Here is a 25,026-nt window from a genome sequence, read left to right as displayed (position 1 = left end):
CATGATTATTGGGCTGCAGTAACACTGCAGCCACTACACGCATTTTTTGAGGCAAGATAAGCGAGCTAGCTACGGCAAGAGTTATGAGCTAGGCAATGACAGAACTAGAAATCAGAAACAGCGATAGCAATGAGCAGGTCGTTAATTTGTTTGACAGGCCTTGTCATATTGCGCGTGACGAAAATCCCAATGAGAAATGACAGAATAATCGTTGCGAGAAAAACGACAAGTGTGGTCATCTTAAATCTGAACGCGTAAGCATCCGTTTCAGCACGGATGACATCCATATCGGTGTACATCATTGCTTCCAAGTTGGTAAAACTGGTAAGAACGGTATTAAAAGAATCATCAAACGCCGTTTCGATTTCTTTAGAATCAGCTGCATTATTTTGGAATTTATTTTGATAACGCTGTGTCAGAACGTTTTTAAAGGCATAGTAAGATTCCAGCGATGTGCGAAGTTCAGCAAGTTCTGCATCATCTTCAAGGCCGACTAATGTGACATCGTATTTTGAACCGCCGTCTTTGAGGGCGTCCAAGTAAAATTCAATCTCCTTATAGTAATCTTTGATGGCGTCCATGGTATCGGATTCAGCCTTATCAGCCATGATTTCTTCGATGTCAAGATGGATCTGTGTTGTCAGCTGTTTAATGCGCATAATGGCAACGACGCGCGGCGAGTATTCTGTGCCCATTGATAGCGACAGCGCGGTCAGTTGTGAAATCCCCGTGAAGATATACGCGGACATCGCTAATAAAATCAATAGATTGACAAGATAGCCGACCATATTTTTTTTGAAGAGCGTCATTTTGAAGAGACGTTCTTTTAATGATACTCTTTTACCGTCTTTGGCATTTAACGGTTTTTTGTCACTTTTTTTTCTTTTGAATTTTGATGATTTTTCTTTTTTGGCTTTGATCTTTGACATTTTCACTGAATCGCCATTTGTCATTTGCGCCGCGGCGTTCTCTTTTTTTGTTGCCGCATCACCTTTCTTTTGGAATAACGTTTTTTCTTTCATTTGAATTCCCCCATTCTCTTTTGCTATGTAAGGAAATTGCATAATGTCCTTTTAGTGAATTTTCATCACGGCATATTGGTTTTGCCTTACGGGCAAAAACAAATGGTGGTGAAAGCATTAAAATTTAAATAATGCAATTTCTTCATGTAGAAAGTACTGGTGTGCTTTCGAACGCGTCGGATGTATGCATAGACACACAAAGACAATGTATATGAAAGTTCTGTCTCGTTGGAACAAAAGTATGCGATCATAGGTATAATGGAACCAAAAAATGATAAAATCCTAATGGGTTAGGACTAGTGGGCAGGTATAAATTTTACAATTGTTAATAAAAACGTGAACAATAGACAATGATAAATTGACAATCATTCGTATAATAATAGAAATTGTAGCACACGACTTGAGTTTTTGTCAAGCTGTGGTATAATGATTTTAGTTTCATAGATCACCTAGGGGTGCCGATGGCTGAGAACGTTTAACGTAACCCTTTGAACCTGAACTAGTTAAAGCTAGCGGAGGAAAGCGTGGCAAATCCAAAGAGAACCGGTGTTGCGATGCACGCGGTTTTTTTATTTGCGCACTTCCCGGGCTTGTCTTCTATGTTCTGAAAAAAATGGAGGAAAGCAATGGAAAAGTCAAATGCAAGTCAGAGTCATTTAAAAATGCTGGTAGAAGGTGCGATGATGATTGCACTGGCCTATGTCCTTAGTTTAGTTAAGGTATGGGAAATGCCGAATGGCGGTTCAATTACAGCGGGCAGTATGTTGCCGATTATTATTTTTGCCTATCGATGGGGCGGTTCGAAAGGACTTTTTGTCGGGGCAGTTTATGGTATTATTCAATTTATTTTGGGACCAAAGTGGTCCTTTCACATCATCTCTATTTTAGGCGACTATATCGTCGCTTTTGCAGCGCTTGGACTGGCGGGTTATATCGCGCGCATGAAGGATCCGCTGGGCAAGTGTCTTGTCGGGATGTTTATTGGCATCTTCTTCCGATTTGCCGGACATGTGATTTCAGGCGTCGTCGTCTTCGGAGCCTATGCGCCGGAAGGACAGTCGCCGCTGATTTATTCAATTGTCTACAATGCCTCTTATCTCATCCCAGAGTTTGTGCTAACGGCTGTTATCTTTGCTTTTATTTACGGCCCGTTGAAGCGTTCCGGCATTTAGAAAATGCAAGCCAACGTCAATCATTGACGGATACAATTGAAAAGTCGTTTTACTTTTGAATGAAAAATCGCCCAATAAAAAGGGCGATTTTTTTGCGGATAATTGTCACGTTCAGAATAAACCTGAAAAGCTTATAAAGGTGGTAAGACATAATGGGTTTGACAAAACGACACGTGTGTCATTGCGGAACGGTTAAAGGCTCTTTTTAAAACGGTAGCCTGCGCCCCAGATGGTTTCAATATATTTGGGATCAGATGGATCCTGTTCTATTTTTTCTCTGAGCTTTCGAATGTGAACGGTTACAGTCGCGACGTCGCCTAGGCTGTCTAGCCCCCAGATCTTTTCGAAGAGCGCATCTTTGTTAAAGACGATATCGGGGTTTGATGCCAAAAAAAGCAACAGGTCAAATTCCTTTGTGGTCAGTATAATTTCCCGCTCGGCTAAATAGACGCGTCGCGTTTCGGGTTCGATGCGGAGGGTGTTGAAATGCAGTTCTTTCACGCTGATGCTGGAATTGTTTTTAAGCCGTTCATAACGGGATAAGTGCGATTTGATCCGTGCGACGAGTTCCTGCGGTGAAAAGGGTTTGGTGATATAATCATCTGCACCGATGCCAAGTCCTCTGATTTTATCGATTTCATCTTTCTTTGCGGAAACGATGATGATGGGGATATCGACGATTCCTCTGATTTCGCGACAGATTTTATAACCGTCCATTTCAGGCAGCATAATATCGAGAATGATGAGATGGTATTGATTGCTCAATGCGCGTTTAAAACCTTCTGCACCGTTTTGAATGATATCGACGGTATAGCCGTTTATTTCAAGATAATCCTTTTCCAGTTCTGCAATATCGAGTTCATCTTCGATGATTAGGATGCGCTTCACGGTGATACCTCCTCTTTTGCGGCGGGCAGTACAATGGTCATCTTTGTCCATTTGCCAAGGGCGCTAGTGGCTGTAATGTGGCCATCGTGCTTATCAATAATTTTTTTCACAATGGAAAGACCTATGCCGCTTCCGCCTGAATCAGAGCTTCTGGCATTATCAATGCGATAAAAGCGATCGAAGATATAGTTGAGCTGATCTTCCGGGATGCCTTTGCCGTTGTCGGTCAGTGTAATGACGACCTGCTGCATGCTCGGCGTCGTATCAAGCACCAAAGCGATACGCTTCTCACCCTTGTCCAAATGATTGAGACTGTTTTGAATAATATTAATCATGACGCGCTTTAAATTTTGACGATCGCCGTCAATGTACAGTGGAGTCGTACAAAGGTTTTCGTAAGTAAATTGTATGCCTTTTGATGAAAGGTCGAAATAAAAGTCTTCATAACAGTCTGACAAAAAATCATCTACCTTAAAAGTTTCATATTTAAAATCAATTTGGTCGATGTCCAGTTTTGACATGAGAAAGAGATCGTTGAGGAGTACATCCATATCCACGGTATGTTTGTGAATTGTCATGGCATAACGTTGTATTTTTTCCGGTGTACCGGCAACGCCATCGACGATTCCCTCTATATAACCCTTTATAGAAGTTAGAGGCGTTTTAAGATCATGTGTGATATTGGAAAGCAGTTCGTTTCTGTTTTTTTCATATTGTTCTCTCATGATAGCGGCGTCTTTTAATTCGTTGCGCATTTCTTCTATGGCTTCGTAGACTTCACCGATTTCATCATGGTGCGTATAAGTGATCTGATAATCAAGGTTGCCGTTTTTAATTTCAATGGCCGCTTGTTTGACATCTTCGAGTGGTTTTAGGATACGGTTTAAAAACAGCATGAACATAAAGATCAATAGGACAAGGTAGGCGACAAACGATAACGTCGCGAACTGATCAACGCGTTTAAAGGGAACCGGATTCGGTCGTTCAGGCTGATCGGAAGGCAAGAGCTGAACGATGGTGATTACAGTGTTGTCCGCGTCTTCCAGTGAATATTTAAGAATCTGAATATTATTGCTCTCTGAGTCTGTCGTGTTGCCAATGTACGTCTTATAAAAACTTTCGCCAAAGATGACGGTGTCATCTTTTAAGACGGCGAGCGGCGTTTCATCTTCTAAATTAGAATAAAGCTGAAGCAGATCCGACGTGATCAGTTTTTCAGGATCTGTTTCAGCATAAAAGCGAATGATTTTTGCAAATTCAAAACCGATAAAGGCATTGTTGGATTCGCGCTCATTGGTATAACTTTTCATAATGGTAGTGATATAAAGCCGAGATGCAATGCCGATGAGCACGATAAAGACGATGCTGGTAGTTAAAAAAGTGATAAGTGCCCTTTTTTTCAATGAAAGTTTATGCAGCGATATTGATTTCATCTCTTCCTCACATTCATGTTACTTGTGTGTCTTTACTCGTACCGAAGTGCCTCTATTGGATCGAGTTTGGCAGCCTTGCTCGCCGGATAGACACCAAAGATGATGCCGATCGCAGAAGAGAACAGTGTTGCAAACAGGACGGCAAAGATATCGACAGATGCTGCAACATCCATGATATTACCCGCAATGCCTGAGAAGATAAAGCCCAATATAGTACCTATTATACCACCTAAACCTGAAACGACAACGGATTCGATTAGGAACTGCATTAAGATGTTGCTGTATTTGGCGCCGAGCGCCTTTCGAATGCCGATTTCACGGGTGCGTTCTGTCACGGAAACGAGCATGATGTTCATGACGCCAATCCCGCCGACGACTAGAGAAATAGCGGCTATGGAACTTATGAGCAGTGTAATGGAACCGAGTACAGAAGAAATCATTTCGATTTGTTCTTCCATACTGTAGGTGGTGTACTTATCCTCACCTAAATTATCCTTTTTAGCGCTGATGTAATTGACGACTTCATCACCGAAGGCTGAAACGTCAACATCCGTTTTCAGTGCAATTTTGATGCTGGAAAGACTGGTGCGGATATTGAAATTTTTCTGGATGGTCGTGTAGGGAACATAGCCTGTCTCTGCACTAAATCCAGTGTTGGTTTCCTCAGATTGATAGACACCGATAACGGAATAGGCCAGTGTATTGTTCTGGGAGGTAATAAAGATTTTATTGCCGACAGCATTTGCGGCACTGCCGTATATTGATTCGGCTAAATCACTGCTGATAATGATGTTGTTTTTGAGGTTATCGACATCCTGTGTATAGAATTCTCGACCGGCGACCAGATCAAGGCTTTCGATCGTGGTGATATTCTCGACTGCTGCGCTAATTGTGATGCTGGTGTCATCAACGTCCTCCATCAACGTGCCGCTGACGGATATTGATGGGACGACGCCAACGAGGTCGTCTTTAAACCGAAGCTTGATAGAATCGATGTCTTCAAGTGTCAGTTGTTCCGATGAGGTAAGTGTAGCACTGCGGCTTCGCTGAAGGGTGACGACATTTGTTCCCAGTGAATTGAGCTGGTCTTCGATGGAGCTCTGTGAGCCGTTGCCAATGGCAAAAATGGTAACGACGGAAGAAATTCCGATAATAAGGCCCAGCATCGTCAAGAAAGATCTAAACTTATTGCTCAAAATGGATGAGACGGCGATTTTTAGGGATTCGAGAAAACTCATTGCGACACCTCCGACTTGAGATTATTGACTTCATTATGAAGGTTATCGTACTGGTCCATTGAAAGTGCGTTTGATATCAAGGTGTGCACCGTGAACGACCGGCATGTCAGATACAATTTGACCATCTTTTATGACGACATTTCGATCGGTTTGGTCTGCGACTTCCTGCTCGTGGGTAACGATGATAATGGTCTTGCCTTGATGATGCAAAGCTCTGAATAGCTGAAGAATATCTTCTGTCGAATGGGAGTCAAGGTTTCCCGTTGGTTCGTCGGCAAGGATGACGGCAGGGTTTGTGACGAGTGCCCGCGCAATGGCAACGCGTTGTTTCTGTCCTCCGGAGAGCTCGCTGGGCTTATGATCCATTCGTTCGCCAAGTCCAACCAAGGATAGTGCTTCTTCGCTGAGGCGTTTGCGGTCGCTTGCAGGAATGTTGGAATAGATCAGCGGCAGTTCCACGTTTCGAAGTGCACTGATTCTGGGAATTAGATTGAAACTTTGAAAGACAAACCCTATTTTTTTATTTCTAATTTCTGCAAGTTCGTTGGACTTGTGTTCTTCAACGGGGATGCCATCAAGTTGATAACTGCCACTGGTAGCTCTGTCAAGACAACCGAGAATATTCATTAAAGTCGATTTGCCGGAACCCGATGGTCCTGTAATGGAGACGTATTCGTTTTCATAGATTTTGAGGTTGATGCCGTCCAAGGCTGTGACAGACAGCGTGGCGGCACCGTAAACTTTTTTGAGATCTGTCATCTCGATAATGGCTTTTTTAGTCATGTAATCACTTCCTTAATGTCTAGTTAGGTGCGCCACCGCCGCTTGGAGGTGTACCGCCGCCTCCCATATCAGAAGGGTGTGTACCGCCACCACCTCCGCCACCGCCCATGCCGATGCCGAGAAGGCCGCCCCGTGCAGTGTCTGCTGTGGTATCACTTGACGTTGAATAGACGATCGTGTCACCGGCAGTCAATTCATCAGAAATGATTTCTACATAGATTTCATTGGTGATACCGGTGGTAACAGTGACTGGGATAAGACTGTCGCCGGATTGCTTAAGAACATATCGTTGGTCACTTGCATCTTCCGACACAGCTTCAAAGGGAACGACCAGTGCGCTTGGCGATTCGGAAACCAGAATATCAACGGTGGCTGTGAAGTTAGGATATAGACTTGAGACATCCTGTCCGTCATCCATTGTGAGTGTTACAGGGATTGATACCTCTGTGCCGGAAACGTCGCCAATAATTCCAATGTTTGATATAGTTGCTGTTAGGCCGAGGTTTTTATTGGAAAGTGTCGAGATCTCTGCAGACATGCCCTTTTTAAATTGATAGACATCGTATTCGCTGATACTTGACTCGATCTGTAAGTTGGTAAGATCTGTCACTTGGACGAGATTCGAATTCTCTGTTACGTTTTCGCCAACATTATAATAGAGATTGGCAATTGTACCGTCAAACGGTGCGACAATCAGAATATTGTCTAGATCGGACTCCAGATTTTCAAGATTGAGCTTCAGGAGTGCCAGTTTCGATTTTGAAAGTGCAATTTCATTTTTCGCGTAATAGCTGTCTAAGCTGTTTTTGGCTTCAGTGACTTTATTTTTAGCGCTCTGTAGTGAGGTGGTGTAACTGTCGAAATCGCTTTGTGAGATGGACCCTGCATCATAGAGCAGCTTGGCGTCATCATATGACTTTTGTGCGTCGTCTAGGCTGGTTTGTGCCTCGTTCAATGCGTTTTCAAGTGAAGTGGCACCAGTCGCTTCGCTGCTTTTTATAGTGCCTTCAAGGGTTGCGATTTCGTATTGTGCATTTGCGATTTCATAGTTAAGATCGGTGTCGTCGAGAAGCATGATCGGATCACCGGCTTTGACTGTTTCTCCCGCTTCGGCATAGATTTCAAGCACTTTAGAGCTGAACCCTACGGTGATCGTTTGATCGTTCTTAGCCGTGACCGTGCCCGTTGTGGTATACGTTTCTGAAAGCGGCATTTCGCGAATTTCAAAAGATACCTGTGTATTGGTGTTGTTCGTAGTCGTATCAGGCGTTTGACGCCTAAAGTAAGTAATGCCTGCTGCACCGACGATGATGACGATGAGCAGTATGCCAATCAGTTTTTTATATTTCATGAGAACCTCCGCTGAGTATGATATTTTTAGCTTAGAGGTCAAATCTAAACGGGCTTTAAATCGATTCTTAATTTTTTATAAAAAAAGATTAAAACCCTATTGATTCCAAAATGATGTGAACTGCTCCCAATAAGTTAGACCGAAATGCTAACGTATTGGGGGTACATCATAATGCTGTGGATTCAATAGGGTTTTAATGATCTGCTTTATAGGCATTTGTCTTTCAACTAATTGTCTTTCATCTGTTAGCTTTACAAGGTCTGTTAGCTTTACAAGGAACGCGTTTAAGCACAGACTGCATCACGAAACGTTTTCTTGATATTGCAGCTTATAAAGGTCGTAGTAAAAACCGCCGAGCGCCAATAAGTCTTGATGTTTGCCGCGCTCTTTGATTTCGCCTTTATGCATGACGACGATTTGATCGACGTGCTGGATGGTGGAAAGTCTGTGAGCAACAATGAGCGTGGTGCGATTTTGGATCATCTTTGAAATGGCATCCTGAATGAGCAGTTCAGTTTCCGTATCAATATTACTGGTGGCTTCATCGAGGATCAGCACTTTTGGATCATAAACCAGTGCCCTTGCAAAGGAGAGCAGCTGACGCTGACCGGATGAAAGCGTAGCGCCGCGTTCCACAACCACTTCATCATAACCATTCGGCAATGAACAGATAAAGGGGTGCGCGTTGACGTATTTGGATACTTTTATTATCTGTTCATCTGTGATTTCAGGATGATTGAGTCGAATGTTTTCGCGAATATCACCTGAAAAGAGGAAGACGTCTTGAAGGACCATCCCGATTTTTTCACGCAATGCAGATTTATCCCAACTGCCAATGGGAATGTCATCGACGAGAATTTCACCTTTTTGAATGTCGTAGAAACGGTTAATCAAATTGATGATGGTCGTCTTCCCGGAACCGGTGGCGCCGACAAAAGCGACGGAACTGCCGGGGTCAATGGTAAAGGAGACATCTTTCAACACATAGTCTTCAAGAGACTGAGGGTCTGTCTCATAACTGAACCAAACATGCTTAAATTCGATACGGCCTCTGAAAACAGTGTCAGGTACTATTTCTGGAACAGTCGGGTTTGGAATGACGTTTTCAGTGTCAAGGATGAGAAAAATTCTTTCGGCAGATGCCATGGAAGACTGAAAAATATTAAATTTTTCAGTGAGATCCATAATGGGACGGAAAAATTGCTGTGTATAGGAAATAAAGGCAATGAGAACGCCGAGTTCCACGATGCCACTGAGCGCATCACCGCTGCCGAACCAGATGAGCATCCCCAGTGAGACTGAATAAGCGAGATTCATCAGGGGTCTAAACGTCGCGTAGATTTTTGTTTCCTTAATACTGCTGCTTAAGTAATTCGCATTGATTTGATCAAAAGCTTCGTAGATTCCCTGCTCTTTATTAAAAATCTGAATGATTTTCATGCCGTTGATATTCTCTGCCAGTGTTGCGTTAATGGCGGCGAGTTTTACTTTGACTTCGCGCTGCACGGCACGTGCCTTGTCCCTGAAAATACGTGCAGCAATTAGGACAAAAGGTACGGTGGTAAAACAGTAGAGCGCTAGCTTGGCGTTGATGCTAAGCATGACGATGACTGTACCCGCGAGGAGAAAGAAATCTTTCAGTGACGTAACGAGGACGTCGGTAAACATTTCGTTGATGTTGTTCATGTCGTTGGAGACGCGTGTAACCAATCTTCCAACGGGATTCTTATCAAAAAAGTTAAGGCTTTGCGCTTCAATGTGGGAAAAGAGTTTTTTACGCAGTGCAAAGACGATTTTCTGACTGGCATAGTTCAAAAGATAAGTATGCAGAAAACCGCTGACGAGGCTGATGAGTAGAAAGCCAACGAGTACAAAGACGAGATGTCTTAATGTACTGACGCGAAGATCCTTTAGTTTCAAATCGAAAGGATCTGTCGCTGTGAATGAGATGTCCTTGGTACGATCCGCTTCGATTAGCAATGTATAGACACCGGTTTCACGATCGTAATCGACATCAATTTCCCCTGCATTTCCCGTTATTTCCAGGGGCTTTTCCAAACGGTATTCACCGTTGACCACTGCCTGCATCAGTGTGTCAGGATCATTTGCCGGTGTAGCCTTGGGATTGGCTGTATTCCCCACCGAAGGACTCGCGGCATTATTTGCTGCATCGCCTGTTGCGGCAACATTGTTTTCGCTGCTCGGTGTTGTACTCGCATCTGTGCTCAATGCTGAAACAGCGTCAACTTGTGTTGGGATAAATGTATAATGAGTTGGCGAAATATAATTATCGACAGCCGTTTTCGTAAAATAAGGCACGGAGAGATCGACCAGTGTCACCAATGTCATTAGGGCGACACTAAACAATAAAATACCCGTCTGTGCTTTTGCATATCCAAAGAGGCGTCGCATCAGTGCAAGGTCAAAATGAGATTGTATGGCTTGTTCTTCATGAATGGATTTTGACATTTACGACTCCTTCGTGATTTTTTCTTCTAATAATTGCTTTTGATAGAGTTCGTAGTAGGCGCCTTTTTGGCTGAGCAGCGATTGGTGAGTGCCGCGTTCCAAGATTTCACCCTGTTCGAGGTAGAGAATTTGGTCGGCGTCTTTCACGGTGGAGACGCGATGCGAGACAATGAGCGTCGTGGTTTTCTCGCGCAGCTTCGCCAACTCTTTCAAAAAAGCTTCCTCCGTTTTGGTATCGACGGCTGACAGTGCATCGTCAAGGCATAAAATCTTTGGCTGCTTAGCGAGAGCGCGTGCAATGGATGTACGCTGCTTTTGACCGCCGGACATGTTGACGCCGCGCTCGCCGAGTTCTGATTGATACGAATCTTTAAAGCTTATTATCTCATCGTGAATTTGAGCGCGTTTGGCGGCCTCCACGGAAGTGTCGAGATCAGGTGTGTCGAGTCCAAAACAAATATTGTAGACAATTTCCTTGGAAAAAAGGAAGTTGTCCTGCGGCACATAGCCAATGGCATGGCGAAGAGACTTCGGCTCAATATCTGTAATGTCGTCACCGCCGATAAAAAGGTGTCCGGGATCAACTTCGTAAAGTCTGAGCAGCAAATTCATCAGCGTCGTCTTGCCGCTGCCTGTCTTGCCGACAATGGCAAGTGTTTTACCAGCTTCGAGATCGAAAGTGATGTCTTTGAGCGCCGGAATGATTTGCCCCGGGTATTGAAAGGTAAGATTTTTAAACTGAATAGCAGGGGTGCCGCTAAAGTCTAAATCATTACGATCATCGTCAAAAGCGCTTGGCTCGTCGAGAATCGCATTGATACGCTGCAGGGAAACCTGTCCGCGCTGCATGGTATTATAGACGAAACCAATGGCCATCATCGGCCAAGAGAGCATCCCTACATACATAAAGAAAGTGACGAAGGCACCAACGGTAATGGTATCATAGATGACGAGGTAGCCGCCGTACACCAGTGCGATCAGTGTACTGAGCATGGTGATAAACCCAAGAAGCGGATGCATCAGACCTGAAATCTTTGCGAGTTTCATGTTGACGGCAAAGTTTTCTTCATTAATAAGGTTAAAATGTGCTTGCGTTGATTGTTCGCGGACGAAGGATTTAATAACACGCATGCCTGAAAATGTTTCCTGTACATTATCGCTTAAATCTGAAAAGGCTTCCTGAACGCGTTTGAACCTTTGACGAATGAGCTTACCGAACGTAATGATAAAAAATGCCACGAGCGGTAATGGCGCGAGTGCCACCAGTGTCAGTTTTAAATTAACTTTGATCATCATTAGGCAAATGGTTAAGGTACTCATGAAAAATGCATCGATGAACATGATAATACCGGGGCCGAATGACATGCGGACAGCATTGATGTCATTGGTGGCGTGTGCCATGAGATCACCTGTTTTGTGGGTATTGTAATAAGAGAGCGGCAAAGTCTCAAGGTGTGCGAACACGCGATTTCTCAGCCAGTATTCCAATGTCTTTGATGATTTAATAATGGTCATACGCCAGCCAAAACGTCCAAGTGCGACGCCAATGGCAACAATGATGATATAAAAAATAGTGCGAATGGTATCCGGTGTCTTCAATGTTCTGGCCGTCAGCATGTCTGTAAAATTGCCGATGATGATAGGCGGCAGCATTTGCAGGACGTCAACGGCAATGAGCAGGAAAATGCCAAAGGCATAATATTTCATATGCTTTTTCAGAAAAGGTTTTAGATGTGTCAAAATTTGCATAGAAGCTCCTAATTGATTGTAATTAGCTCTATTTTAACATAAATGAACGTGGAATTTAGCGGATTGTGCGCTATTAAAAAAAATTAACAATAAGTCGTTAATTAATTGCAAGTCCCTTGTTGACAAACCCCTGCAAACGTGATAATTTGAGTATTAATAAATTTACAGAACTGAATCACAGAACTCATATATTTCCAATGAGATGGCTTGGATGTTTCTACGTGGTAGCCTAGCATTACCACACTATGGGTTGTTGCTGAATCTTATGCATGTTTCATTTGACATGGTGAGAGCGTTTAGAGACAACTCCAGGGTTGTCTTTTTTGATTTCAATTCAATGTGGCCATTGTATATAGCAAATGAGACAATTGCCTTAAATGGCTAAAATAACTGTATTTTCGGATGAATTTACCGTGAAAATTAAAAGTAGAAATTGAAACGCAGATATTAGTGATTAGCGTATCGTCGGTTCAAGACTATTGAGCGATCGATGCAGATCGAGATTTGGAGGAAGAGATACATGGAAGATAAGCTCGTCAAAGAGGGATTGACGTATGATGACGTCCTACTCATACCACAGAAGTCATATGTGCTCCCAAATGAAGTCAGCACAAAGACTAAGCTTACAAAGAAAATTATGTTGAATATCCCAATTATCAGTGCCGGCATGGATACAGTGACAGAGTCAAAGCTCGCCATTGCCATTGCACGTGAAGGCGGTCTTGGAATTATTCACAAGAACATGAGCATTGCCAAACAGGCACTGGAAGTGGATCGCGTCAAAAGATGTGAACACGGCGTTATCGTCGATCCTTTCTCATTGACACCGGATCATATTGTTCAGGATGCTGAAAACCTCATGTCCAGATACCGTATTTCAGGTGTTCCCGTCGTGGATGCAAATGAAAAACTCGTCGGGATTATCACGAACCGCGATATTCGTTTTGAACCGGATATGCAGGCTAAGATTTCTGACGTCATGACAAAGGAAGAGCTTATTACAGCACCTGCCGACATTTCGTTGGAAGACGCTGAAAAAATTCTCAGAAAGCATAAAATTGAAAAATTACCGCTCGTAGATGAAGCGGGATTGCTCAAAGGGCTTATTACTATTAAAGATATTGAAAAAACCGTTAAATACCCGCTTCGCGCGACAGATGAAAGAGGCAGATTGCTCGCAGGCGCCGCAGTTGGAATTGGCAGTGATATGATGGAACGCGTCGAGGCGTTGGTAAAAGCGGGCGTTGATGTCGTCGCGCTTGACTCGGCACACGGTCACAGCATTAACATCATTAAAGCGGTTAAAGTCATTAAAGATGCTTATCCAAATCTCGACGTCATTGCAGGAAATGTGGCAACGGCGGAAGCGACAAAAGATTTAATCGAAGCCGGTGCCGATGCCATAAAGGTCGGTATCGGTCCTGGGTCGATCTGTACAACGCGTGTCGTTGCAGGGATTGGCGTGCCGCAGGTAACCGCTGTTTACGACTGTTCAAGAGTTGCGGCAGCTTATGATATTCCTGTGATCGCTGACGGCGGAATTAAGTTTTCCGGTGACATTCCAAAAGCCATTGCATCAGGTGCTGATGTCGTCATGCTTGGTTCACTCTTTGCAGGTACAGAGGAGAGCCCGGGCGAAATCGTCATGTATCAGGGCAGAAGCTTTAAAATGTATCGCGGCATGGGCTCTACAGCAGCGATGGAAGCGGGTTCCAAAGACCGTTACTTCCAAAACGATACGAAAAAATTTGTACCGGAAGGTGTTGAAGGACGTGTGCCTTACAGGGGCTACCTCAAGGACATTATCTATCAACTCGTCGGCGGCTTAAGATCCGGGATGGGATACTGCGGCACTGGCAGTATTGAAGATCTCAAGGCAAACGGCAAATTTATCCGCATTACCAATGCAGGCCTTAAAGAATCGCATCCACACGATATTTCCATTACCAAAGAACCGCCAAACTATAGCATTTCGAGCAGCGATCACTAATGGCTTGCTGTATTCATACAGCGTATAAGCTGCGTTGCATATAAAATGAACTTTCAAAAGTGTCAGAGCAATCTTAAACCAGCGTCACGTTTTGCGTGACGCTGTCATTTTAAAGCAGTTTTTAAACGGCATCTTTTTTGGATGTGATTTTCAAGTCGTGAAAATCCATGGTACAAAGCCATGGCGCAAATACGATTACTCGTGTAAAATAGAAGCAGTGATATTATCTTTTTAGTTTCCGGGAGGCAAATTCGTGAACAATGAATTAATTATGATTGTCGACTTTGGTGGGCAATATAATCAGTTAATCGCGCGTCGCGTCAGAGAGGCGGGCGTGTACAGTGAAGTCGTATCATGGCGGCATGCACTGGCAAAAATTAAGGAAAAAAATCCAATGGGCGTCATCTTTACAGGGGGACCGAATTCCGTATATGCAGAAAATGCACCGCATTTGGATAAAGAAATCTTTGAACTCGGGTTGCCGATTTTAGGCATCTGCTACGGTATGCAGCTAATGGCACAGACGCTTGGTGGGAAGGTTTCCAGAGCAACACAGCAGGAATATGGGAAGATTAAACTCAATATTCACAATGATCAAGGTCTTTTTATAGGGATTGATAACGGTTCGCAGTGCTGGATGAGCCATTTTGACTATGTTTCCGAAGCGCCGGCAGGGTTTGAGATTACGGCGACAACAGACAATTGCCCTGTCGCGGCGATGAAGGATGTTGATAAAAATCTCTATGCCGTACAGTTTCATGCAGAAGTTGAGCATACGCCGTTTGGCCGAAAACTGATTAAGAACTTCGTCTACGATATCTGTGGCTGTTCAGGTGACTGGAATATGGGCGATTTCGCACAAAACATGATTGAACATATCCGTGAAAAGGTCGGCGGCAAAAAAGTACTCTGTGCGCTTTCAGGCGGTGTTGATTCATCGGTTGCGGCGACGCTGGTACACAAGGCTGTTGGCGATCAGCTCACCTGTATCTTTGTCGATCACGGCCTCCTCAGAAAAAATGAAGGCGATGAAGTGGAAAAAGTATTTTCAGAACAGTTCCACATGAATTTTATTCGCATTAACGCTCAAGAACGTTTCTTAGGCAAACTGGCAGGGGTTTCAGATCCGGAACGCAAACGCAAAATCATCGGCGAAGAATTCATTCGCGTCTTTGAAGAAGAATCGCGCAAACTGACTGATATAGATTACCTCGTACAAGGCACGGTGTATCCGGATGTTATTGAGAGCGGAACGGATACAGCAGATGTTATCAAGAGCCATCACAATGTCGGCGGACTCCCTGAAGATATGGATCTCGCACTGATCGAACCGCTGCGCGACCTCTTTAAAGATGAAGTGCGCCGCGTCGGCGAAGAAATCGGAGTGCCGCATCATATCGTTTGGCGTCAGCCGTTTCCAGGCCCGGGTCTCGCCATTCGCATCCTCGGTGAAATTACCGAAGAAGCACTTTTCCTCGTCAAAGAATCGGATGCGATTTTAAGAGATGAAGTTGCCAAGAACGGCCTTGAAAGAGATATCTGGCAGTACTTTACCGTCCTTCCAAATATCCGTTCCGTCGGCGTTATGGGTGATGAGCGAACTTACAACCATGCTATCGGCATTCGCGCGGTAACGTCAATTGACGGCATGACCAGCGACTGGGCGCGCATTCCATACGAAGTACTCGACAAAATTTCTTCACGAATCGTCAATGAAGTACCGGGGGTTAACCGTATTTTGTATGATGTGACGAGTAAGCCGCCAAGTACGATTGAGTGGGAGTAGAAATGATAAACCCCGAAGACATTGTTAATACAGTGTTTTCGGGGTTTTTATTCTGATAACAACATTTTATAATTTTGATAAATAAACGAATCTTTGTAGATTGATAATTCTATATAGCACCTATGAAATATTTTTGATATTCTAAAATAGAGAAAGAATATATTTATTCACATTATATCCAATAATTAGAAGATGATATTCTTTCACTACTAATCTAAACGATTAAATATAGGAGGCGTTTTATCATGAAAGTTTTTATCAGTCATTCATCAAAAAATAGAAAGATCGTTAATGAACTGGGACATTTTATAAGTGATTTGAATCCTAATGTGACATTATTCTGTTCATCTATGGAAGGACATTTAAACGTAGGTGAGGATTTTCTAAACAAGATCATTAATGGTTTAAATAATGCAGATGTGTTTATTGCTATATTAAGTGAAGAATATTTAGCGAGTAAGTTTTGTGTGATGGAATTAGGCGCAGCATGGATGAAATTATTTGAAGCTAAAAATGAAGATACGAATAAGTATTTATTTCCTTTGGTATTACACCCAATTAATACTGCTGTTCTTAATAATACACCAATACATACGACACAGGCAATTGGTCTAAATACAGAAGGTGAAATAAAACTCCTTGTAACAAAATTGATTGATATCGGTGTAATCGATGGCGATATTGAGTTGTACTTAAAGCAGATTGAAGATTTTCATCAAACGATTTCTGAGTTAATTCAACAAACAAATGCATCAAATCTCGTGACACGGTCGAAAATTCTCAATATTAGTAGTAATGGTGTGCCTGAAGCCCTTCAAGTAACAAAAATCGGCAATGATAAAGAAGTGAACATTGCGTTTAATTTTGATGCAGTTAATGAAAATAACGAAAAACCAACATTTACAAGTATGGTGTTGAAATATAGAAAACCGATCAACTTAGAAGCTATGATTGACAATGCTCAGGAAGAGGCATTCTTTCAATTCAAAGTAAAGAATGCATACCAAAAGATTAAGAAAATAAAGCTTGAAATAAAATCAGGACCAAGAAATGAAATAATTCTTGAACATGTAAATGCTATCGAGTCTCTGGATCAAGAAATTCACGTGCCATTTTTATCAGGAGATGAGTATGGATGGGATGAGATTACTGAAATTTGCTTTGTAATATTTCCGGAATACCTTGAGGTAAGGCGTGGTGATTTCAGTATTTCTGAGATCAATACCTTTCTTGAATAACCTATGAAATGATTATTTATAATAACCTGTAAAGAAGTTGACAAAAACCTCCCCCCTAGAAGAATTAATTTTTTGTTACCGTATAATAATTGTAATAGTAGTTGACAGAAATATTAATGATTATCAACTTTTAAATTGTAAGAAATTCACACAAAATAATTCTAGGGAGGAATCATATGTTAAAAAAATGGATTACTTTAATGTTAATTGTCACCGTTATATCGAGTTTTATGGTATCTTCTTTTGCAGGTACTGTAAGAGGGAGAAGTGATGGTCCATACCCATATAAAAATATGTATGGATTTACAGTTGGGACATATACTTACTATAACAGTGAGCAATGCTACCAAATGGCAAAAAATTTAGATTTACAGGCGGGTATGTATGCGGTTGTTGCAAAGGGAATGGCAACATACAGTTTAAATGCAGAGGGAGAAACAGTTGTACTTGTACTGTCTGGAAGAACTTTTAATTACCATAGAGTTGCAAAAAAATTATATAAGGCTGCAAAAGATGAAGGTGCTATTATATACACACTACCTGGAAATATATTAACTAAAATAGCATATCAATAACCTACCAATAGCCCTCAAGTACAAGAGGGCTATTATTCTATCCAATATTATTGCATAATATTAATATACAAATTCTAGGAGGTGCCAGATGAGTCAATTGAATGAGAATATTACAGCAAACTTAAAAAAAATCATATCAGGGTCAATCACCAATATACCACAGTATTATTGCAGAGAAGATTTTGAATATATGATTAAAAGGATTAATAATCCAAAAGAAAAATCAGGGGCACCGAGTAAGAAAAAAGTCCTTAGAGAAATGTGTATAGCATATGAAATATCGATAGAACTTTTGCTAGATAAAGCAACAATTAAAGATGAACTGGGAAAAATTCCAACGCGTAAAGAGCTTAAAAAAATATTGCTTTTAGAGATGTATAGTGTCTATAAAGCCTTTCCGGCATCAGAGAATTATATAGAGCGGATTGTAAATCAGCGCCTTGGTGATAAGTTCTCAGGTGATCCCTTAAGGGTTAGAATCCTTAAGCATATGATTGGCGTAACAGATTATTATACAAAGCCCATTATTAAGCGCATTGAAAGAACTTTTTCTGCTGATGAAAAGAAACAATATAAAAAATTAAAAGGAAATGATGCCAGGGTATTCATCATAAATAAAATTGACGATTCACTATTTAGATTTGGTGAGAGCTATCTTGGCAATATTAAACTGATAAAATATCTTAATAAAAAACTCCACGTTGAAAAACTTGGAAAAGAGGGCTTTGTCGTTTCAGGACAGCTGGAAGAACGTTTTATATCTATAAAAAAGTTTTCCCCTGAGCTAGAAAAAAACGAGATAAATCCTCAAGATATAAGTGAATTTATTAAAGTTTTTCTAGATTGTAAGCAAATTAATTGGTTAGAATTTGAGCAATCTACAGAAGTCATGCACACCGTAACTCAGCTTGAAAAAGAATACAGAGAACACCTTAAGCCTATCAGTTACACAACAAGTAAAGGAAAAATTGCTTCATTAATGGAAAAATATGATGCAGCTAAGGATAACGTTATATCAGATAACAATTTTCTATTAAAGCTTTCAAATAGCCTTGCAAATGGCGCATTCTATACGAATGGCGCGACGAAGTCCTACTTGTATCCATTTGCAGTTGCGTTTGACCTTATGTATTACTTTGATCATGAAAGTGGTGATTATGATGCTTCACGCGATCTTGAAAAGAATCTATTCTATGACTTTTACGGGGATAATTATCTCAGATACGTCTCGAATAAAACTTTTTTAGAGGATAAGAGCAGTCAAGAGAAAGAACCTACCAGTGAAGGTATAAATTTTAAGAACTTTGTTGAAGCAATCTATATTTACTATATTACGAGAAGAGACTTTGCTTTAACATCTTCTGAAAAGCTCAAACGCATACATCAAATGATTGATGCATGTAAAAAGCGTCATCAGGCACTAAAAAAGATGCCCAAAAAATCAATGCCAAAAGAAACGATCCTATATAAAAATAATTTACAAAGTAATATACTAATGTTATCAGAAGAAGCATTCATAGATTATATTGCATCAAATTATGATTTTAAGGATAACCGAGAAAAAAGCGATTTTTTAGCTGCATCAAATCAGTTCACAGCCGAAAAATATCTACACACCTTGATGGAGAAAATTAGAGTTTATCGTAATGAGTTACCAGACCAGCTAGCGACAGACTTGCAAAATCTACTGTCTTATTTTGAAAATCAAGCAAATAACGATGCGAGAATTAAAAACATGCTAAATGATAAATCATTCAGTTCGCTCCTTGAAAAGATTGACCAAAAATTAAATACAATCCATGAGATGAAGGATATAACAAAAATCGAAGCCTCACGTACAAACTTGATTTTGCTTTATGTCTGTGTTTTTATCTATGAGAATGTTGACCTTAAAAATGACCTTGAGATAAAAGAGATGAATAAATTTTATAAGCGCTTTGTTAGTGGGGATGATACAGGGGAACGAATCACCTCAAATGGGATTAATAAGATTTTAGAGGAGTGCAGGTATCAGAAAATCTATGAAAAGAATATTTTAGATATGTATGTGATTTTTTCGCTTTACCTATGGTATGTTGATTCTCAAATTGACGTATATTAAGTTAAATGGACTAAAAATCTCCCCCCTAAAAAAGCCACATTAAAGTCATAGTATATTAAAGGTAACAAATCCAAGGGGGGATTAAAAATTGACACAAAGTATTACAGTAAAATAGGCAGATACCATCAAAGGAGAAATGAAGAAAATCAAGATTATACCTTTAAAGACGAAAATCAGAGATTTTACCTCATAGCCTTAGCAGATGGTGCTTCAGCATGTAGTGAGAGTGCTTTAGGAGCGAAAATAGCCTGCAATACAGTAAAGGATTATCTTTTTCTGGTAGGATCTGAAATCTTTGACTGGAATGAAAGTAAAATAGCCTTTTTAATCAATGAACAGGTTTTTAGTAAAATAAAAAAGTATGCTGAAACTATGGATAAACCAGTGGATCAGTTTGGCAGTACATTAGCATTTTGTTTTATTGATAAAATGTTGCACAGGGTACTCATGTTCAATTTAGGCGATGGCGCCATATTTTTAAAAAAAGACCATCAATATAGCCTAATCAGTCCACCGCGCAATTTTGGCGTAAATGTCAGCTGCTTAACGACTACTGAAGAGGCATATAAATATACTCAGGTAAAAATCATATCTGCTTGGGTAGATGTATCTTTTTTCATTTGTTCAGATGGTTTTCACCATTTGTTAAAAGGACATAAATACTCAGAGGCAATTCAAAATGCGATGCTACAAAATGACTACCCCTTAATCTGCAAGCTCATTGATCGGATTGAAATTGAAGATGACTGCAGCTTTATATTAAATACACTAGAACCAATCAGTACTCTGGAGGCTACTTGTGAGTGAGAATAATAGATTTGCATTAAAAAAAGATGATGTCATTACATTATCGCCATATAAAAATGGTGAAAATCCAGAAACCTGTCGTATTAGTGGTATCGTCGGCGAAGGTGGATCTACCATTTGCTATAAAGCTAGCATTGACGGTAAAATGGGACGTTTAAAGGAATTTTATCCACGAGATACAGCACTTGAGGGGTTAGCACCACATTATTTTCACCTAAAAAGAACGGCAACCAATCAGTTGACTGCAGTAGGTGAAGCCATGACAGCAAGGTATAGACAGCTATGTGATGATTTCGCCGAGGTTTATCAAACACTTGAAAGCATTAAATGCGGCAAAGAAACCCGCGAGAGTCATGAAATCCTAAACAATTACATACCCGCCTATAAAATCCTATACGGGTATACCAATGACGTTACAGAACAAGCGAGTGTTTATGTGTGGACTCCTGATGACAAAGAGGGGCAAACCTTTGATCAGTATTTAGAGTATATCAAAGAGAATCCAAACCAATCGCCCGCAACAAAAATATTTAATACCATCAAGGTCATCACAACCATTACAGATGGGATTAAAGCCTTGCACACTGCAGGGCTTTTACATCTTGATATAAAACCTTCAAACTTTCTCGCATTACATGACAGTAATCTTGAGATTAATCCTTACGCCATATCAATGTTCGACCTCAATACCCTCTATAAAGTGGATAGTGACTATAAAACCATTGCGGGTACACTAGGTTATAGAGCACCAGAAGTCGCAAGAGGAGAAGCCGATAACCGTTCAGACATTTATGCGATTGGTGCCATGCTCTTTAATGCTCTAATCATCATTGATGGTTTAGAAAATGAACCTTACTGTGATGCATATTATAAAAATATTGATGATTTCGTAAAATCGTCAAAGCTTCTCAATAACTCTGAATACAGTCAAAACATATACTTTAGGACTAAATTGTCCCATATCTTAAAAATGGCTTTAAACCCTAATGCAGATAATCGCTATAGCTGTTGTGAATACGTCATAGAGGATCTCGAGAATTTGAGTATTCAGCTTTTACCAAGTGTTCATAATCAGAGTTTAACCTCAAGCTACCAAACACTGGCCTTTATTGATAAAGAACCGGAACATATTAATGTAACCACAAGGCTACAAAACCTTTTATATCACAAGCCATTACTGGATTGGGTTCCAGAAAAGGTTCATACAATTGATGTATTGGTCATTGGGGCAGGGACTTATGCACAAAAGTTTATCGACCTAGTACTTCAAGCGGCTCAGGTGCCAAACTATACCCTAAATATCACAGCCATCACTGAAAAGCCATCTGACCATGAAGCGATGTACATACAGTTTAGAAAAGGCATCAGCAATTTTGTAAACATTAATGGCAAATGGCAAAATCATGAAAAGACGCCTTTTGCAAATCTAAATTTCAAAAGCATCTCTACAGAAAAGGAACATTTTTCAAAAGAAGATGCCGAAATGAATCAACAAATCATAGATGAACTCATGAAGTGTCATAGAACACAGCCTTTTCAGTATATCCTAGTCGCACTTGGCGATGATCAGCTGAATGGGTCAATCGCAAATAGTTACGCAAGAAAGGCAAAAGCTTCCAAAGTTAACTGTTCAGTGAATTACTTAATCAGTGATGAAGTTTATGTAAGTAGGGATAAAACAAATAGGGGGAAGCCTTCGCCGATACGGATTTATGAACCAATAACCCCTTCTTCTATTGATCCTGAGCTAGAGCGTATGGCGTTTAATACCCATCTCTCTTGGGCTAACAGCAGGTGTGTTGATCTCCAAGCTGAATATAAGACTTTTAAAGAAAAATACAACTATGAATCATCCATGTCATTTGCCATGGGGATTCGGTATAAATTAAAAAGTTTAGGGATAGACTATCAACGCCATAAAGACTTGAGTGATTTGGCAAAAGCCTATGCTAATGCAATCAAGGTTCCTAGTATATTTTCTGAAATGGTCAAGTACGAGCACCGCAGATGGGTCATCGAAAAAGTCGTTGATGGCTGGGATGCGCCAAGAAATCCTCATGGCGAGATTGATTTTAACTATTGTGTAGTGAATGGTAGTGTTAAAGACCATCTTAAAAAGTTGCACCCTTGTCTCGTGGATTGTAGTGAAAAAATGCCACTCAGTAGGGCGGATTATGCTGAAAATAACCAGGCAAAATGGGATGATCCAGAGATTGATGCAGCTCTTGATGAGCTCGACCATGTTTCTATAGGATTACATCAGTGCTTTAAAACCTACGCCGAGCAGAGACTCGCTTTAAGAGACAGCTATCAAAAAGACCTATTGGTTATTGAAGAGCTTGTGCAAAATGTAGGTGAGAACATTATCATTGCCTATAACCACTACACCTCCTGTCTTGAACATATCATCAATGGCAACAGGGCATATACAGAACGTTTTAGCTACTTCCATAATGAGTTAATAAACGCGATAACACCTATGGCAAAAGAAGATCAAGACGAAATCAAACTGCGGCTAGAGCAGATTAAGCGATATTTTTTCCCAATTATAGAGCGCAACCTATACCGGAACTATAAAGCATACGATGAAATCCTTGTGAGAAAAATCCCCTTTATCTTGACATATCAGACAAAGACCCATCTAGCCCTAGCGCTGTATGATGGTTACGATAGTGATATTACCATAAACACCAATTTGAAAAATATCACATCAGCGATGATGATTAACCCCCAAAAAATAAGCTTTACCTATTACTTTGATAAACCACAGAGACTCACCACGCTGGTGAAGACACTATCAGCTATAAGCAGCTTCATGAAACGTAAAAATATGCATATGGAGATTGGGCTATTGGTTGCTGTCTGTGATAAGCTTATAGCAGAGGCTCAAAATGACCTGTACTCTAATTTAGAATTACTAAAAACAAAAATATCAGGCTTTGACTATGAGTGTATTATTTGTAATGATGAAATTGACGCTATAAAAAAAATAGTTCCTTTACTGTTCGAAAGAATGATTGACTATTATGATGGTTCAACAGATCTATTTCAAATGTCTCGTCATAATCAGCAGTATAAAAAAGCGATAAAGGAAAAGCTACCTTATTTTGAATTCGATGTTTCAAATAAAGCTTTTCGCAAAATAACAAGGTGTGAGAATTTAGCGTATATTGAAGACCATTCATTTATCAGTGTAGATGACCTTTCAATACGGTCAGGACAATTCACATGCGAATCAAGACCATTAGAATATGCGCTAGACTATGAAAAACTATGGGATGTCTACAGTGGACACTATTGCCTAAAGGGCTCAAAAGAAGCTTTTTTTCAAAGTATTAACGCATGGCATCATCTATGTGGTGTGCTAAAAAACTTCTCAGATCAAAACGATCTGGTGTTAGCATTGACAATAGGGCCTATTGAAGCACCAAGGCTATCAGAGACAAATTTATTTTTACCAAGTTATACCTACAAAGGTGTCAAAAAACTGATTTCATCCCTAATAGACGCAGGTGTTTTATTTGAAGGTTCAAAAGTGAGGCGGTATACCTCTGATACAAGTAAGATTAAACTTATAATGGATGAATCTTATCAGCAGGCTTGCCAAATACTATTTTCAGATCCAACACGCTTTATTGACGAACGATTGATAAATATTCAGAAAAAGCACTCTGAAAGTGAAAAAAGACTCTTAATATGGTATAACGACCTTAAAGTCGATAAAATAATAATAGAGCCTTCAGAGCAAGAGATTTTAGAAAAGCTCAAAGAAATGGCTGAACTTAGCTTTATCAATGCATTAGAAATAGATGAAATACAAAGTACAGCAAGCTTTGTCTATTCATCTGAGAGAATCAAGCGTATCATGACGCAGCCAGATGAGATGTTAAAAATCTACACCTACTACGAAGTTCTTAAAACTGGCTACTTTGATGACGTTGCGATAGATCAACACCTAATGAGACTTACCGACACTAACAAAGAAAGCGATGACATGGTTGTGACCAAGGGCTTTGCAAGCATGCATATAGACTTTAGTCACTTAAAAAACATGCTCATCTCATCACCAGAGGCTATCCTAAAAATAGGAGAAACCCTAAAATTAAAGATGGAAAACTAAAAGGAGGCACTATGTATACCCCAAAACCCATTGATACCAGTGAGATTAAACTCTCACAAGACCTATTAGACCTCACAGAGAAAATTGCAGCAAACGTCCACGACGTATGGGCGGTCGGCAGAATTTCAGAAGGCTGGCGCTACGGTGAAACAAAAGATCCGATTGCCAAGACGACACACCTTCTCGTCCCTTATGAAGACCTCGATGAAAGCGAAAAAGCATATGACCGTAATTCAGCCCTCGAAACCCTAAAACTTATCATTAAAATGGGCTATAAGATCGAAAAAGAATAGCAGATTACACT

Annotated in this window: 17 protein-coding genes and 2 riboswitches; of the genes, 9 read left to right on the top strand and 8 right to left on the bottom strand. The window is 40.7% G+C overall.

Annotation, left to right across the window (positions count from 1 at the left end):
- Nucleotides 1–104: 104 nt before the first annotated feature.
- A complete protein-coding gene (locus tag KHM83_RS16555; protein ID WP_213238161.1) occupies nt 105–1,022 on the bottom strand; it encodes a hypothetical protein in 918 nt (305 codons plus the stop codon).
- A 441-nt stretch (nt 1,023–1,463) separates the two neighbouring features.
- Nucleotides 1,464–1,561, top strand: a riboswitch (TPP riboswitch).
- 87 nt (nt 1,562–1,648) lie between these two features.
- Between KHM83_RS16555 and thiT the strand changes: the two genes are divergently transcribed.
- Entirely contained in the window at nt 1,649–2,194 is a 546-nt protein-coding gene (gene thiT / locus KHM83_RS16550) for an energy-coupled thiamine transporter ThiT (protein WP_213238160.1), read from the top strand.
- A gap of 192 nt (nt 2,195–2,386) precedes the next feature.
- Here the strand turns inward: thiT and KHM83_RS16545 are convergent, their stop codons facing one another.
- The 7 genes from KHM83_RS16545 to KHM83_RS16515 all read right to left on the bottom strand — a co-directional run bounded on the left by KHM83_RS16545 (nt 2,387) and on the right by KHM83_RS16515 (nt 12,105).
- A complete protein-coding gene (locus KHM83_RS16545) occupies nt 2,387–3,082 on the bottom strand; it encodes a response regulator transcription factor (protein ID WP_343213168.1) in 696 nt (231 codons plus the stop codon).
- Nucleotides 3,079–4,515, bottom strand: coding sequence for a sensor histidine kinase (locus tag KHM83_RS19985; RefSeq protein ID WP_213238158.1), 1,437 nt, complete (start codon nt 4,513–4,515; stop codon nt 3,079–3,081). Before KHM83_RS19985 ends, KHM83_RS16545 begins: the two co-directional genes overlap by 4 nt.
- 32 nt (nt 4,516–4,547) lie before the next feature.
- Nucleotides 4,548–5,753: an ABC transporter permease gene (locus tag KHM83_RS16535; RefSeq protein ID WP_213238157.1), complete on the bottom strand. Its 1,206-nt coding sequence runs from the start codon at nt 5,751–5,753 to the stop codon at nt 4,548–4,550.
- 42 nt (nt 5,754–5,795) lie between these two features.
- Nucleotides 5,796–6,536 (bottom strand): ABC transporter ATP-binding protein, encoded by a 741-nt coding sequence (locus KHM83_RS16530; RefSeq protein ID WP_246543163.1) that lies wholly within the window; start codon nt 6,534–6,536, stop codon nt 5,796–5,798.
- A gap of 19 nt (nt 6,537–6,555) precedes the next feature.
- Nucleotides 6,556–7,887: an efflux RND transporter periplasmic adaptor subunit gene (locus KHM83_RS16525; protein WP_213238156.1), complete on the bottom strand. Its 1,332-nt coding sequence runs from the start codon at nt 7,885–7,887 to the stop codon at nt 6,556–6,558.
- A gap of 300 nt (nt 7,888–8,187) precedes the next feature.
- Nucleotides 8,188–10,356, bottom strand: a complete 2,169-nt coding sequence (locus KHM83_RS16520) for an ABC transporter ATP-binding protein (RefSeq protein WP_213238155.1) — start codon at nt 10,354–10,356, stop codon at nt 8,188–8,190.
- Entirely contained in the window at nt 10,357–12,105 is a 1,749-nt protein-coding gene (locus tag KHM83_RS16515; protein ID WP_213238154.1) for an ABC transporter ATP-binding protein, read from the bottom strand.
- Nucleotides 12,106–12,269: 164 nt separating this feature from the next.
- Nucleotides 12,270–12,371: riboswitch (purine riboswitch) on the top strand.
- Between the two features lie 254 nt (nt 12,372–12,625).
- Here KHM83_RS16515 and guaB point away from each other — a divergent pair.
- The 8 genes from guaB (at nt 12,626) to KHM83_RS16475 (ending at nt 25,015) form a co-directional block, all read left to right on the top strand.
- Nucleotides 12,626–14,095 carry an IMP dehydrogenase gene (gene guaB / locus KHM83_RS16510; protein WP_213238153.1) on the top strand — a complete coding sequence of 490 codons (1,470 nt, stop codon included), beginning with the start codon at nt 12,626–12,628 and terminating at the stop codon, nt 14,093–14,095.
- 253 nt (nt 14,096–14,348) lie between these two features.
- Nucleotides 14,349–15,881 (top strand): glutamine-hydrolyzing GMP synthase, encoded by a 1,533-nt coding sequence (guaA, locus tag KHM83_RS16505; RefSeq protein WP_213238152.1) that lies wholly within the window; start codon nt 14,349–14,351, stop codon nt 15,879–15,881.
- Between the two features lie 245 nt (nt 15,882–16,126).
- Nucleotides 16,127–17,119 (top strand): toll/interleukin-1 receptor domain-containing protein, encoded by a 993-nt coding sequence (locus KHM83_RS16500; RefSeq protein WP_213238151.1) that lies wholly within the window; start codon nt 16,127–16,129, stop codon nt 17,117–17,119.
- Between the two features lie 176 nt (nt 17,120–17,295).
- Nucleotides 17,296–17,694 (top strand): hypothetical protein, encoded by a 399-nt coding sequence (locus KHM83_RS16495; RefSeq protein ID WP_213238150.1) that lies wholly within the window; start codon nt 17,296–17,298, stop codon nt 17,692–17,694.
- An 88-nt stretch (nt 17,695–17,782) separates the two neighbouring features.
- Nucleotides 17,783–19,795: a hypothetical protein gene (locus KHM83_RS16490; protein WP_213238149.1), complete on the top strand. Its 2,013-nt coding sequence runs from the start codon at nt 17,783–17,785 to the stop codon at nt 19,793–19,795.
- 54 nt (nt 19,796–19,849) lie between these two features.
- Nucleotides 19,850–20,602, top strand: coding sequence for a protein phosphatase 2C domain-containing protein (locus KHM83_RS16485; RefSeq protein WP_213238162.1), 753 nt, complete (start codon nt 19,850–19,852; stop codon nt 20,600–20,602).
- The gene (locus KHM83_RS16480; RefSeq protein WP_213238148.1) at nt 20,595–24,722 is read left to right on the top strand and encodes a protein kinase domain-containing protein; all 4,128 of its coding nucleotides are present in this window, start codon (nt 20,595–20,597) and stop codon (nt 24,720–24,722) included. The genes KHM83_RS16485 and KHM83_RS16480 overlap by 8 nt, the downstream gene beginning before the upstream one ends.
- Nucleotides 24,723–24,733: 11 nt before the next feature.
- Nucleotides 24,734–25,015, top strand: a complete 282-nt coding sequence (locus KHM83_RS16475) for a RyR domain-containing protein (RefSeq protein WP_213238147.1) — start codon at nt 24,734–24,736, stop codon at nt 25,013–25,015.
- The last annotated feature ends 11 nt before the right edge of the window (nt 25,016–25,026 follow it).

The sequence above is a fragment of the Fusibacter paucivorans genome, assembly GCF_018390735.1.
In the GTDB taxonomy this organism is placed as follows: domain Bacteria; phylum Bacillota; class Clostridia; order Peptostreptococcales; family Acidaminobacteraceae; genus Fusibacter; species Fusibacter paucivorans.
Note: the sequence above shows the minus strand (reverse complement) of the source record. Positions and strands in the feature narration are given on the sequence as shown.